At 69.9% G+C, this 12071-nt stretch carries 11 protein-coding genes and 1 tRNA gene; 10 read left to right on the forward strand and 2 right to left on the reverse strand.

Features of this window, described 5'->3' with window-relative positions; translation table 11 throughout:
- The first annotated feature begins 4 nt into the window (after positions 1-4).
- From L1857_RS17620 to L1857_RS17635, 4 genes are all read left to right on the forward strand, one after another.
- Positions 5-2047, forward strand: a complete 2043-nt coding sequence (locus L1857_RS17620) for a hydantoinase/oxoprolinase family protein (protein WP_249465657.1) — start codon at positions 5-7, stop codon at positions 2045-2047.
- Complete coding sequence (locus tag L1857_RS17625) at positions 2044-3681, forward strand: hydantoinase B/oxoprolinase family protein (RefSeq protein ID WP_094008332.1); 1638 nt, start codon at positions 2044-2046, stop codon at positions 3679-3681. Before L1857_RS17620 ends, L1857_RS17625 begins: the two co-directional genes overlap by 4 nt.
- 490 nt (positions 3682-4171) lie before the next feature.
- A complete protein-coding gene (locus L1857_RS17630; protein WP_233157488.1) occupies positions 4172-4909 on the forward strand; it encodes an HAD-IA family hydrolase in 738 nt (245 codons plus the stop codon).
- 83 nt (positions 4910-4992) lie between these two features.
- A complete protein-coding gene (locus L1857_RS17635) occupies positions 4993-5235 on the forward strand; it encodes a hypothetical protein (RefSeq protein WP_094008331.1) in 243 nt (80 codons plus the stop codon).
- Between the two features lie 98 nt (positions 5236-5333).
- On the opposite strand, the gene L1857_RS17640 is transcribed toward L1857_RS17635, so the two are convergent.
- Positions 5334-5407 (reverse strand) — tRNA-Leu (locus L1857_RS17640).
- Between the two features lie 225 nt (positions 5408-5632).
- On the opposite strand from L1857_RS17640, the gene L1857_RS17645 reads away from it, so the two are divergent.
- The 6 genes from L1857_RS17645 (at position 5633) to L1857_RS17670 (ending at position 11546) form a co-directional block, all read left to right on the forward strand.
- Positions 5633-6250, forward strand: a complete 618-nt coding sequence (locus L1857_RS17645; RefSeq protein ID WP_017988040.1) for an ANTAR domain-containing response regulator — start codon at positions 5633-5635, stop codon at positions 6248-6250.
- A 315-nt stretch (positions 6251-6565) separates the two neighbouring features.
- Entirely contained in the window at positions 6566-7738 is a 1173-nt protein-coding gene (locus L1857_RS17650) for a branched-chain amino acid ABC transporter substrate-binding protein (RefSeq protein ID WP_094008330.1), read from the forward strand.
- Positions 7739-7827: 89 nt separating this feature from the next.
- Entirely contained in the window at positions 7828-8823 is a 996-nt protein-coding gene (locus L1857_RS17655) for a branched-chain amino acid ABC transporter permease (RefSeq protein WP_094008329.1), read from the forward strand.
- Positions 8820-9932, forward strand: a complete 1113-nt coding sequence (locus tag L1857_RS17660) for a branched-chain amino acid ABC transporter permease (RefSeq protein WP_094008328.1) — start codon at positions 8820-8822, stop codon at positions 9930-9932. The genes L1857_RS17655 and L1857_RS17660 overlap by 4 nt, the downstream gene beginning before the upstream one ends.
- Entirely contained in the window at positions 9929-10846 is a 918-nt protein-coding gene (locus L1857_RS17665; RefSeq protein ID WP_094008327.1) for an ABC transporter ATP-binding protein, read from the forward strand. The genes L1857_RS17660 and L1857_RS17665 overlap by 4 nt, the downstream gene beginning before the upstream one ends.
- The gene (locus L1857_RS17670) at positions 10833-11546 is read left to right on the forward strand and encodes an ABC transporter ATP-binding protein (RefSeq protein WP_094008326.1); all 714 of its coding nucleotides are present in this window, start codon (positions 10833-10835) and stop codon (positions 11544-11546) included. The genes L1857_RS17665 and L1857_RS17670 overlap by 14 nt, the downstream gene beginning before the upstream one ends.
- A 62-nt stretch (positions 11547-11608) precedes the next feature.
- Here L1857_RS17670 and L1857_RS17675 read toward each other — a convergent pair whose 3' ends face one another.
- On the reverse strand, positions 11609-12052 hold the full coding sequence (locus L1857_RS17675) for a PaaI family thioesterase (protein ID WP_094008325.1): 444 nt from the start codon (positions 12050-12052) through the stop codon (positions 11609-11611).
- Between the last annotated feature and the right edge of the window lie 19 nt (positions 12053-12071).

A 12071-nucleotide genomic window follows, 5' to 3' on the forward strand; every position in this document is an offset into this window, starting at 1 on the left:
CCACATGACCTACCGGGTCGCCATGGACATCGGGGGCACGTTCACCGACGTCGTCACCTACGACGAGACGACGCGGGAGCTGCGTGCGGGCAAGGTCCTCACCACCCCGGACGACCTGGCCCGGGGCGTGTTCGACGCGCTGGAGGGATTCGGGCTGCCCTTCGAAGACATCGGGTTCTTCGTGCACGGCACGACGCAGGGCCTCAACGCGCTGCTGGAACGGCGCGGCGCGCGAGTGCTGATCCTGACGACGCAGGGGATCGGGGACGTCTACCAGATCGCCCGGGGCAACCGGAACCGGTTGTTCGACCTGCACTACCGCAAACCCGAGCCGCTGGTCCCGCGCAACGCCGTCGCCGAAGTCGCGGGCCGGTTCTCCGCCGCGGGCGAGGAGCTGGAGCCGCTGGACGAGGACGCGGTGCGGCTGGTCGCCAAACGCGTGCGCGCGGAAGGGTTCGACGCGGTCGCGGTGTGCTTCCTGTTCGCCTACCTGAACTCCGGGCACGAGCGCCGCGCCGGCCGGATCCTGCGCGAGGAACTGGGCGAGGACGCGCTGGTGGTGCTGTCCCACGAGGTCGCCCCGGAATGGCGCGAGTACGAGCGGACCTCCACCACCGTGATGGAGGCCTACACCGGCCCGTCCGTGCACCGCTACCTGGACAAGATCGAGACCCGCTTCGCGGACAAGGGCCTGGCGGTGCCGGTGCACGTCATGCAGTCCTCCGGTGGGCTGGTCAACGCCGGCTTCGCCCGCGAGCACCCGTTGCAGACGCTGCTGTCCGGCCCGGTCGGCGGCACGATGGGCGGTGTCGCGGCGAGCAGGCTGCTCGGCAGGCCCGATGTCATCTGCATCGACATGGGCGGTACGTCGTTCGACGTCTCGCTGGTCATGGACCACCGGCCCGACGTGTCCCCGGACGGCGAGTGCGAGGGCTTCCCGCTGCTCATGCCGCTGGTGAACCTGCACACCGTGGGCGCGGGCGGCGGTTCGCTCGCCTACGCCGAGGGCGACGGGCTGCGCGTCGGTCCCGAGTCGGCGGGCGCCGTGCCCGGTCCGGCCTGCTACGGCCGCGGGGGCACCCAGGCGACCGTGACCGACGCGAACTGCGTGCTGGGCCGCGTGGATCCGGAGTCCTTCGCCGGCGGTGGCATGCGGCTGGACACCGCCGCGGCGCACCGGGCGGTGGCCGCGCTCGCCGCCGAGTTCGGGATGGACCCGGTGGAGCTCGCCTCGGGCATCTGCGACGTGTCCAACGCCAAGATGGCGCAGGCGATCCGCACCCTGACCGTCGAGCACGGCCGCGAACCGGCCCAGTTCGCGTTGCTCGCCTTCGGGGGTGCCGGGCCGATGCACGCGGCGTTCATCGCCCGCGAGATCGGCGTCCGCGAGGTGGTCGTGCCGCGGTTCCCCGGCGCGTTCTCGGCGTGGGGCATGCTCGAAGCCGACGTGCGCCGCGACTTCACGCAGCAGTTCTTCGCCACGAGCCAGAGCCTCGACACCGCCGCGCTCGCGGCCGCACTGTCCACCTTGGACAGCCAGGCGCGGGCCGCGCTGGGGGAGCAGGGCATCGCCCCGGAGCGCCGCGAGGTCACCCACGGTCTGGACATGCGGTACGAGAGCCAGGACTACACCCTCACCGTGCCGATCCTGCCCGGCGAGGACGTGACCGCGCCGGAGTTCCCCGCCGCCATCGAGGACCGCTTCGCCCAGGCGCACCACCAGCGCTACGGGCACGCCACCCCCGGCGCCCCGGTCCAGTTCGTCACCATCCGCACCACCGCCCGCGGGCTGGTGGACCGGACACCGGGCGAGCCGCCCGCCGTCGCGGACCCGGGCGAGGAGGTGGTGCGCGCCGTCGTCTTCGACGGCACCGCGGTGCCGACCTCGATCGTCGCGCGGTCCACGCTGCCCCTCGGGGCCACGCTGGCGGGCCCGGCGATCGTGCACGAGGAAACCTCGACCACCGTCGTGCCCCCGGGCGCCCTGCTGCGGGTCGACGACCACGGATTCCTGATCATCACCCTGGACGCGGAGGAGCTGGCATGACGCCGAGCCCGGTCACCACGGAAATCATCCGCTCGGCGCTGATCCAGGCCGCCGAGGACATGAACATGACCCTGATCCGGTCCTCGTACACGCCGACCATCTACGAGGGCAAGGACTGCGCGGTCGCCCTGCTGGACCGCGAGCACCGGGTGCTCGGCCAGTCCTCCGGCCTGCCGATCTTCCTCGGCAACCTGGAGGAGTGCACCCGCTACACCGAGGCCGAGTTCGGCGCGCGGGTGTGGCAGCCCGGCGACGTGTGGGTGCTCAACGACTCCTACATCGGCGGCACCCACCTCAACGACTGCACCGTGTACGCGCCGATCTTCGTCGGCGGTGAGCTGGCCGGGTTCGCCGCGTCCCGCGCGCACTGGATCGACATGGGGTCCAAGGACCCCGGCGGGTCGATGGACTCGACCACGATCTACCAGGAGGGCCTGCGCATGGGGCCGACCCGGATCGTGGTCGGCGGCGAGGAGAACCCGGACGTGCTGCGCCTGATCGCCTCCAACGTGCGCTTCCCGTACGTCACGCTGGGGGACATGCGGGCGCAGGTGGCGTGCGCGCGGATGGGCGTGCGCCGGCTGGGGGAGCTGTTCGAGCGGTTCGGGGCGGAGACCATCGAGGCCGCCCGTGCGGAGATCTTCGCCCAGACCGAGCGGCTGGAACGCGAGCGGGTCGCGGCGATCCCGGACGGCACCTACGAGGCGACCGGGTACCTGGACAACGACGCGATCGACCTGGGGACGCCGCTGGAGGTCACCGTCCGGGTCACCGTCGACGGCGAGCGGATGACCATCGATCTCACCGACTGCGCCGACCAGACGACCGGGCCGGTCAACTGCGGGCGGTCCCAGGCCGTCTCGGCCGCCCGCGTCGGGTACAAGCTGCTGATCTCCCCGTCGATCAGCCTCAACGGCGGGTCGTTCGCGCCGCTGGAGGTGAAGGTCCGCGACGGGTCGATGCTGGGCGCCCGCGAGCCGGCGGCCTGCCAGTACTACTACTCCAGCCTCGGCATGCTGATCGACCTGGTGGTGCGGGCGCTCGCGCCGGCGATGCCGGAGCAGGTCGCGGCGGCCAGCTACGGCGATTCGATGATCGTCCAGTTCGCCGGCGACAACCCGCGCACCGGGGAGCCGTTCGTGACGCTGGAGGCGACGGTCGGCGGATGGGGCGCCTGGCGCGGCGGTGACGGTGAGACCGCGCTGATCAACAACGTGAACGGGTCGTTGCGCGATCTGCCGATCGAGGTGGTCGAGACGCTGTACCCGGTGCGGGTCGACGAGTACCGCATCCGGCCCGACTCCGGGGGTGCCGGCCGCTGGCGCGGTGGGAACGGGGTGATCCGCGAGTACACGATGGAGGCCGATCAGGACCTGTCGCTGTGGTGGGAGCGGTCGGTGACCCCGGCGTGGGGCGTGTTCGGCGGTGAGGCCGGTGCGCCGCCCCGGGTCGTGCTCAACCCGGGCACCCCCGGCGAGCGGGAGATGCTCAAGGTGAACAGCCTGCGCGTCCACAAGGGCGACGTGCTGCGGTGCGAGTCCGGGGGAGGCGGAGGCTACGGTGAGGCGGCCGATCGCGACCCGGCGGCGGTCGAGTCGGATCTGGCCCAGGGGCTGATCACGCGCCGGCCCTGACCGGCGCCACCCGGCCGCCGGCGACGGTCGCCTTGGCTGGTGGACCACCACGAGCGGCGGCCCGTGCTCCGGTTGCGGATGGAGACTCGAGCCAAGGGGCCTTCACGCCCGACCCCTCCGCTCGTTCCGGCGCCGCGATCTGGTCGCGCGGGCCGGGTGCATCTCACCAAATCGGGACGAGCCACCGTTGCACGCTGGTCTCGGCGTCCTTCGTTTCGCCATGCGGAATCAGGGCCGCGGACCGGTTCTCCGTCCCAAACCTCCAACTCGACCGTCGGCTCGCTGACGTCGTGATGCGTGAAGAACAGGACGCCGCCCGGTCCGTGAACAGGCTACCCACCAGGGTGGGGCACGCTTCAGCTCAACGTGTCGTAGTTGTTTCGGAGCGAGCCGAGCCGGTGAACCCTCCGCCCGCCGGGCTGCGCTGCGGCCCGGACTTGGCCAAGCTGGACTTCGGCGTCGTCCCTCCGTATCACGAAGGAGCCGCACCATGACCGGCCTGGACCTGACCGCGTACGAGGCCCTCAGCTTCGACTGCTACGGCACCCTCATCGACTGGGAGACCGGAATCGCCGCGGTCCTGGCGCCCTGGGCCCGGGAACAGGGACTCGGCCTGACCGACGAGGAACTGCTGCTCGCCTACGCCGACAACGAGGCCGCGGTGGAGCGGGAAACCCCGGCCGCGCGCTACCCGTTGGTCCTCGCCACCGCGTTCCGCCGGACCGGGGACCGGCTCGGGCGGCCGGTGAGCGACGAGTGGGCGCGGCGGCTGGGCGACTCGGTGCCGGACTGGCCGGCCTTCCCCGACTCCGCCGGCGCGCTGGCCCGGCTGGCCCGGCACTACCGGCTGATCATCCTGTCCAACGTGCACCGCGACGGCTTCGCCGGCAGCAACCGGCACCTGCGCGGTGACTTCGCGGCCGTGATCACCGCCGAGGACGTCGGCGCGTACAAGCCCGCGCCGAACCACTTCCGGGCGCTGGACGCCACCCTGCCCCGGCTCGGTGTGCAGCGCGACCGCCTGCTGCACGTGGCGCAGAGCCTGTTCCACGACCACGTGCCGGCCAGGCGCGAGGGTCTGCCGTCGGTGTGGATCAACCGCCGGCACGACCGGCCCGGCTGGGGCGCGACCCCCGAGCCCCGCGAGGAGTGGAGCTACGACCTCGAGTTCACGTCGATGGCCGAGTTCGCCGACGCGGCCGACGAGGCCTTCGCGCGCGCGTCGTAACGAGGTGAGCCGGACCGGAAACGCCGGTTCTCGGGGGATCCGAAGGGGCCCATGCCCGCGGCGTGGGGAGGATGGAGTGCCGAATGGAGATCGAACCCGTCATGAAGGAGCTCGGCCGACGGGGCTTGACGGTTCTGCTCAAACTGGATCACGAGAGGCTGGCGGACGGCGGAAGACCCTGGATGGTGTTGGCTTCCGGCCCGGCGCTGGGAGACGGAAGGTTCGTCCGGACGGACTCGGCGTCGATTGAAGCGGGTTTTGCGGAGATCTTCCGGCAACTCCGAGAATCGGAAGGAGCCTGGGACTGGCTTCCGCCCCTTGCGTGAGAAGTGTCGTTCCCGCGCGGTGGGCAGGACGGCAGGATCCTCGTCGAGGCAACTGCCCGTCGAGCAACCCAGGTCAGGGCCAGTGTGCATCCCGCGAGTGCCCCCGGTGAGATTCGAACTCACACTGGACGGGTTTTGAATCCGTTGCCTCTGCCAGTTGGGCTACGGGGGCGGCGCAGCCAGACTTTACGCGCCCGCCCACCCACCCGAGCAGCGGGGGTAGCCCTCAGTGACGACCGCTCACGGGCGAGTCGATCAACGCGACACGCCGTCGCACGACGTGGTGAACACCATGCTCGGTACGTGGTCTGCGCCATCCACCGACTGGATCGTTCCGGGTAGGCTCGTCCTGCGGTTTACCGCATTCCCATTCCGTCGAGCACGCAGGAGGACCCCGGTGACCGAAGAGGCTACCGAGGCCAGCGGTGTGGCCACCGCTCCGCAGCGTCGGGTGCTCGTCGCCGAAGACGAAGCACTGATCCGGCTTGACCTCGTCGAGATGTTGCGCGAAGAGGGATACCAGGTGGTGGGCGAGGCGGGCGACGGCGAAGAGGCCATCAAGCTGGCTGCCGAGCTCAAGCCCGACCTGGTGATCCTGGACGTCAAGATGCCCAAGCTGGACGGCATCGAGGCGGCGTCCCAGATCACCACCGACCGCATCGCCCCCGTGGTCATCCTGACCGCGTTCAGCCAGCGCGAGCTGGTCGAGCGCGCCCGCGACGCGGGCACCATGGCGTACCTGGTCAAGCCGTTCAACAAGCGGGACCTCGTTCCCGCGATCGAACTGGCCGTCAGCCGGTTCTCGGAGATGCAGGCCCTCGAAGCCGAGGTCGCCAGCCTGTCCGACCGGCTGGAGACCCGCAAGGTCATCGACCGGGCCAAGGGCCTGCTGATGACCCACCAGGGCCTGACCGAGCCGGACGCGTTCCGGTGGATCCAGCGCACCGCCATGGACCGGCGCACGACCATGAAGGCCGTCGCCCAGGCGGTCGTCGAGAGCATCGGTCAGAAATAACCCCACGCGTTCGCGTGCGTGGTCAAACGCTCCGACATCACTCCAACGAGAGCGTGACGGCGCTGCTCATCTGAGCAAAAGGTCACTGATTGTTATCACCCGGTTGTTGCAATGCAGCAACCGGGTGTAAATCATGCATGAACTATAGTGACCCCCGTCACGATGTGGAAACAAGACAGCGCGGACCGCTGTGCTTGACCTCACCGGGCGGCTACGTTCAGCGCCCGATAGGTCCCTATCTCGGGACGGCCGCAGTCCGCGGCCGGCTGGATATTGGAGGAACGAGTGTCAGGAGCACGACTCACGCGAGTTCTCGTGCTGGCAGCGGCGGCAACGCTGGCGCTGGGTGCGTGCGCGGCGCGTGATGAGGGAGGTACGTCGGGCGACACCACCGGCTCGGCGGCGGCGCCTTCGCAGGCGGCCGACGCGGCGAACCCGCGCGGCGACGGCAAGGCGGTGTGCTCGGGCGTGTCGATCGCGTACGCGGGCACCATCAACGGCGCGAGCGCAGCGCTGGGCCAGAACATCCTGCGTGGCGCCGACCTCGCGGTGAAGCAGCACAACGAGGCGAACCCGAACTGCCAGGTGACGCTGAAGCAGTTCGACACCGAAGGCAAGCCGGACAAGGCCCCGGGCATCGTCACCCAGGTCATCAACGAGGCCGACATCATCGGCGTCGTGGGCCTGCCGTTCTCCGGTGAGTCCAAGGCCGCGGGCAACCTGTTCAACCAGGCCGGCCTGGTCACCATCAGCCCGTCGGCGACCAACCCCGCGCTGGCCGAGAACGGCTGGAAGACCTTCTTCCGCGGCATGGGCAACGACTCGGTCCAGGGCCCGGCGGCGGCCAAGTTCCTCACCGAGACGCTCAAGGCCAACAAGGTCTGCGTCGTGGAGGACGACTCCGAGTACGGCATCGGCCTGGCCAACGCCGTGAAGCAGGCGCTGGGCGCCAAGGCCTCCTGCACCGACAAGGTGAAGACCGGTCAGACCGACTTCTCCGCGGTGGTCAACAAGATCTCCACCGAGAACCCGGACGCCATCTTCTACTCCGGCTACTACCCCGAGGCCGGCCCGTTCGCGCAGCAGCTCAACGACAAGGGCGTCACCGCCAAGTTCGTCGGGCCGGACGGTGTGAAGGACAACGAGTTCCTCAAGGGCGCCGGCGGCGGCGCGACCAACGCCTACTTCACCTGCCCGTGCGTCCCGGAGGACAACTTCCGCGACTTCACGGCCGCCTTCAAGCAGGTCGAGGGCGCTGACCCGGGCACCTACTCGCCCGAGGGCTACGACGTCACGACCATTCTGCTCAAGGGCATCGACAGCGGCATCAAGGACCGCGCGGGAATGCTCAACTTCGTCAAGAACTACGACGGTCAGGGCCTGACGAAGAAGTTCAAGTGGAACGACAAGGGCGAGCTCTCCGACACCCCGGTGTGGAGCTACCGCGTCGAGAACGGCAGGATCGTCAACAACGGCCAGATCAGCTAACGACCTGACCTTATCGGGCATGCACGCGGCCGATCGTCGCGTGCATGCCCGATCCGTACCCGGGAATGAGTGAACCCTTGTACCCCGCGATGACCCCATTCCTCGCGCAGTCCGAGCCATGGATCTCCTTCGACGTGGCCGGCCTCGCGGAACAGTTCTGGAACAACACCGTCGACGGCCTCGCGCTCGGCGGCATCTACGCACTGGTGGCCCTGGGCTACACGCTCGTCTACGGCGTGCTCAAGCTCATCAACTTCGCGCACTCCGAGGTCTTCGTCGTCGGCGCGTTCGCCACCTGGCTGACCTTCTACGGCCTCGGGTTCCGCGCCGGCGCCACGCCGGTCCTGTCGGTCTTCGAGATCATCCTCTTCCTCGCGATCGCCTGCATCGCCGCGATGGCGGTCTCCGGCGGCACCGCGGTGCTGCTGGAACGCGTGGCCTACCGCCCGTTGCGCAAGCGCAACGCCCCGCGCCTGGTCTTCCTGATCACCGCGATCGGCGCCTCGTTCGCCATCCAGCAGGTTCTGCGCCTGGTGTTCGGCCTCAACCAGCAGCCCCAGATCCGGCTGCTGCAGCCGGAACCGCTGTTCCGGCTCTTCGGCGCGACGGTCACCAACATCCACATCATCCTCTTCGTCGCCGCCGTCCTGCTGTGGTTCGTGGCCGACTACTTCGTCAACCGGACCCGCCTGGGCCGCGGCATCCGCGCGGTCGCCCAGGACCCGGACACCGCGACGCTGATGGGCGTCAACAAGGAACGGGTCATCGTCATCACGTTCCTCGTCGGCGGGCTGCTCGCCGGCGCCGCCGCGCTGTTCTACATGATGCGGATCCCGCAGGGCGCCATCTACAACGGCGGCTTCCTGCTCGGCATCAAGGCGTTCACCGCCGCGGTGCTCGGCGGGATCGGCAACCTGCGGGGCGCGCTGCTCGGCGGGTTCCTGCTCGGCCTGGTGGAGAACTACGGCCAGTCCCTGTTCGGCGGCGAGTGGAAGGACATCGTGGCCTTCGTCGTGCTGATCGTCGTCCTGATGTTCCGTCCCACCGGCATCCTCGGTGAGTCCCTCGGGAAGGCGCGCGTATGAGCACCCAGACCGTGAGCGCGCCGGCGAAGCGGCGCTCCATCCGCGAGCAGTGGAACAACCTGTCCCGGCCGGCCCAGTGGGCGATCCTCATCCCGGTCGTGGCGCTGATCTACTTCCTGCCGGTGCTCAACCCGCCGCTCATCGCGACGACCGGCACCGACTTCCCGACCGCGATGTTCGACGTGGCCCGCTACGCGCTGGTCGCGATCGGGCTCAACGTGGTGGTCGGCCAGGCCGGCCTGCTGGACCTGGGCTACGTCGGCTTCTTCGCCGTCGGCGCCTACGTCGCGGCGCTGTTCACCAGCCCGAACTCCGGGCTGACCAAGCTGCCCTACCTGTGGACGCTGCCGCTGGCGATGGTGGTCACGATGATCTTCGGGGTCATCCTGGGCACGCCGACCCTGCGGCTGCGCGGTGACTACCTGGCGATCGTCACGCTCGGGTTCGGCGAGATCATCCGCCTGGTGGCGGACAACGTCGACCCGCTGCGCGGCCAGTCCGGCTTCGAGCGCGTCGGCACCGACGCGGACGGCACGCCGTTCTTCGCCAACGCCACCGCCTGGTACTGGCTGACGGTCACCATCATCATCGCGATCCTGCTGCTGGTCGGGAACCTGGAACGCAGCCGCGTCGGCCGCGCCTGGGTGTCGATCCGCGAGGACGAGGACGTCGCCGAGATCATGGGCGTCCCGGTCTTCAAGTTCAAGATCTGGGCGTTCGTCATCGGCGCCGCCATCGGCGGTCTCTCCGGCGCGCTCTACGCGGGCAAGCTCGGGTTCGTGAACAACCAGTCGTTCGACGTCATCACCTCGATGCTGTTCCTGGCCGCGGTGGTGCTCGGCGGCGCCGGCAACAAGGTGGGCGTGCTGCTCGGCGCGGCCGTGGTGGCCTACCTGCCGCTGCGGTTCGTGCAGCTGGCCGAGTACAACTACCTCATCTTCGGCATCGCGCTGATCATCCTGATGATCTTCCGCCCGCAGGGCCTGCTCGGCGCCCGGCAGCGGCTGCTGGCCCGGGGCCGCCAGGCCTACCAGCGGCTGCTCGGCCGCGGTGAGCAGATCAGCGGGGAGAGCGCGCTGGCCGCCGACACGACGGGAGGTCCCCGATGAGCCACCCCAGCGAGGAGACCCCCGTCGAGGGCGGCCTGGTCGCCGAGGTCGCCCGGATGAGCCCGGAGGAGCTCGCCGAACACGAGGCCGAGGTCGCCGAGGCTGTCGCCGTCGACCGGGACATCCAGGTCGAGGTCGGCGAGACCCTGCTCGAGCTGCGCGACGTGACGCTGAAGTTCGGCGGCCTGACCGCGCTGGACTCGGTGTCCTTCGGCATCCGCCGCGGCGAGATCCTGGGCCTGATCGGGCCCAACGGCGCCGGCAAGACCACCTGCTTCAACGCGATGACCGGGGTCTACCGGCCCACGTCGGGGCAGGTGCTGCTGGAGGACAAGCCGCTGGGCAAGGCCACCCGGCACCAGATCACGCAGCGCGGCATCGCCCGCACCTTCCAGAACATCCGCCTCTTCGGCGAGATGACCGCGCTGGAGAACGTGGTGGTCGGCACCGACGCCCGCCACAAGACCAGCGTCATCGGTGCGCTGCTGCGGCTGCCGCGGCACCACCAGGAGGAGAAGACCGCGGTCGAGCGGGCCATGGCGCTGCTGGAGTTCGTCGGCATCGCCGACCGGGCCGCGGACAAGGCCAAGAACCTCCCGTACGGCTACCAGCGCCGCCTGGAGATCGCGCGGGCGATGGCCACCGAGCCGAAGCTGCTGTGCCTCGACGAGCCGGCCGCCGGGTTCAACCCGGCGGAGAAGGAAGAGCTCATGGGGCTGATCCGCAAGATCCGCGACGACGGCTACACCGTCCTGCTCATCGAGCACGACATGAAGCTCGTCATGGGCGTGACCGACCGGATCGTCGTTCTGGAGTTCGGCAAGAAGATCGCCGAAGGACTGCCGGCCGAGATCAGGGAGAACCCCGCTGTGATCGCCGCCTACCTGGGAGTGCCTGACGATGACGCTGCTTGAGCTTGACGGGGTCTCCGTCCACTACGGACGGATCCAGGCGGTCTCGGAGCTGACGCTGCGGGTCGACGAGGGCGAGGTCGTCGCCCTCATCGGCGCCAACGGCGCCGGCAAGAGCACCACGATGCGCGCCATCTCGGGGATCCGCCCGCTGTCGGCGGGCCGGATCACCTTCGCCGGTGAGGACATCACGAAGCTGCGCGCGGACCTGCGGGTCGTGCGCGGCATCTCGCAGGTGCCCGAGGGGCGCGGGGTGTTCCCGGGCATGACGGTCGCGGAGAACCTGGACATGGGCGCCTACGCGCGCAAGGACCGGAAGAACCTGCAACCCGACCTGGACCGCGTGTTCGACCTGTTCCCGCGCCTGGCGGAACGGCGCAACCAGGCCGGCGGCACCCTCTCCGGCGGTGAGCAGCAGATGCTGGCGATGGGCCGGGCCCTGATGGCCAAGCCCCGGCTGCTGCTGCTCGACGAGCCGTCGATGGGGCTGGCGCCGCAGTTCATCCAGCAGATCTTCCGGATCGTCACGGAGATCAACAAGCAGGGCACGACCGTGCTGCTGGTGGAGCAGAACGCGCAGCAGGCGCTCTCCCGCGCCCACCGCGCGTACGTGCTGGAAACCGGCCGGATCACCAAGAGCGGCACCGGGACCGAGCTGCTCGCGGACTCCGCGATCAAGGAGGCCTACCTGGGCGTCGCCTGATCGGGTGGACCTGGAACGGTGAGGGCCCCGGCGCCGCGTGCGCCGGGGCCCTCGTCCGTGTGTCAGCGGCTGCCCGGCGCGCGGTCGCGCACCAGGCAGGACAGGCGCGCGGTGCAGGTGCGGCGGCCCTGGTCGTCGGTCAGCACGATCTCGGCGGTGATGGTGCCGCGGCCCACGTGCAGCGGCGTCGCCACGCCCGTGACCAGGCCCGAGCGCGCGGCGCGGTGGTGGGTGCAGGACAGCTCGAACCCGAGCGTGGCCTTGTCCGGGCCGGCGTTGAGCGCGGCCACCGTCGAGCCGAGCGCCTCGGCCAGCACCGCGTTGGCGCCGCCGTGCAGCAGGCCGTAGGGCTGCAGGTTGCCCTCGACCGGCATCGTGCCGACCACCCGCTCCGCCGTGAGCTCGACGAACTCGATGCCGAGCTTGTCGTTGAGCTGCTGCTCCGCGACGCGCGGATCGATGCCCGCGAGCTGCTCGCGGATGGCTTCGGACAGGTTCTCGGTCACGGCTGAGTGCTCCTCGGTG

This window comes from Amycolatopsis thermalba, assembly GCF_023376025.1.
Classification (GTDB): domain Bacteria; phylum Actinomycetota; class Actinomycetes; order Mycobacteriales; family Pseudonocardiaceae; genus Amycolatopsis_E; species Amycolatopsis_E thermalba.

Excerpts from the sequence above, each read along its gene's own strand:
- L1857_RS17660 (WP_094008328.1), top strand. The coding sequence starts at position 8,820 with ATGAGCACCCAGACCGTGAGCGCGCCGGCGAAGCGGCGCTCCATCCGC.
- L1857_RS17670 (WP_094008326.1), top strand. The coding sequence starts at position 10,833 with ATGACGCTGCTTGAGCTTGACGGGGTCTCCGTCCACTACGGACGGATC.
- L1857_RS17620 (WP_249465657.1), top strand. The coding sequence starts at position 5 with ATGACCTACCGGGTCGCCATGGACATCGGGGGCACGTTCACCGACGTC.
- L1857_RS17630 (WP_233157488.1), top strand. The coding sequence starts at position 4,172 with ATGACCGGCCTGGACCTGACCGCGTACGAGGCCCTCAGCTTCGACTGC.
- L1857_RS17625 (WP_094008332.1), top strand. The coding sequence starts at position 2,044 with ATGACGCCGAGCCCGGTCACCACGGAAATCATCCGCTCGGCGCTGATC.
- L1857_RS17665 (WP_094008327.1), top strand. The coding sequence starts at position 9,929 with ATGAGCCACCCCAGCGAGGAGACCCCCGTCGAGGGCGGCCTGGTCGCC.
- L1857_RS17655 (WP_094008329.1), top strand. The coding sequence starts at position 7,828 with ATGACCCCATTCCTCGCGCAGTCCGAGCCATGGATCTCCTTCGACGTG.
- L1857_RS17635 (WP_094008331.1), top strand. The coding sequence starts at position 4,993 with ATGGAGATCGAACCCGTCATGAAGGAGCTCGGCCGACGGGGCTTGACG.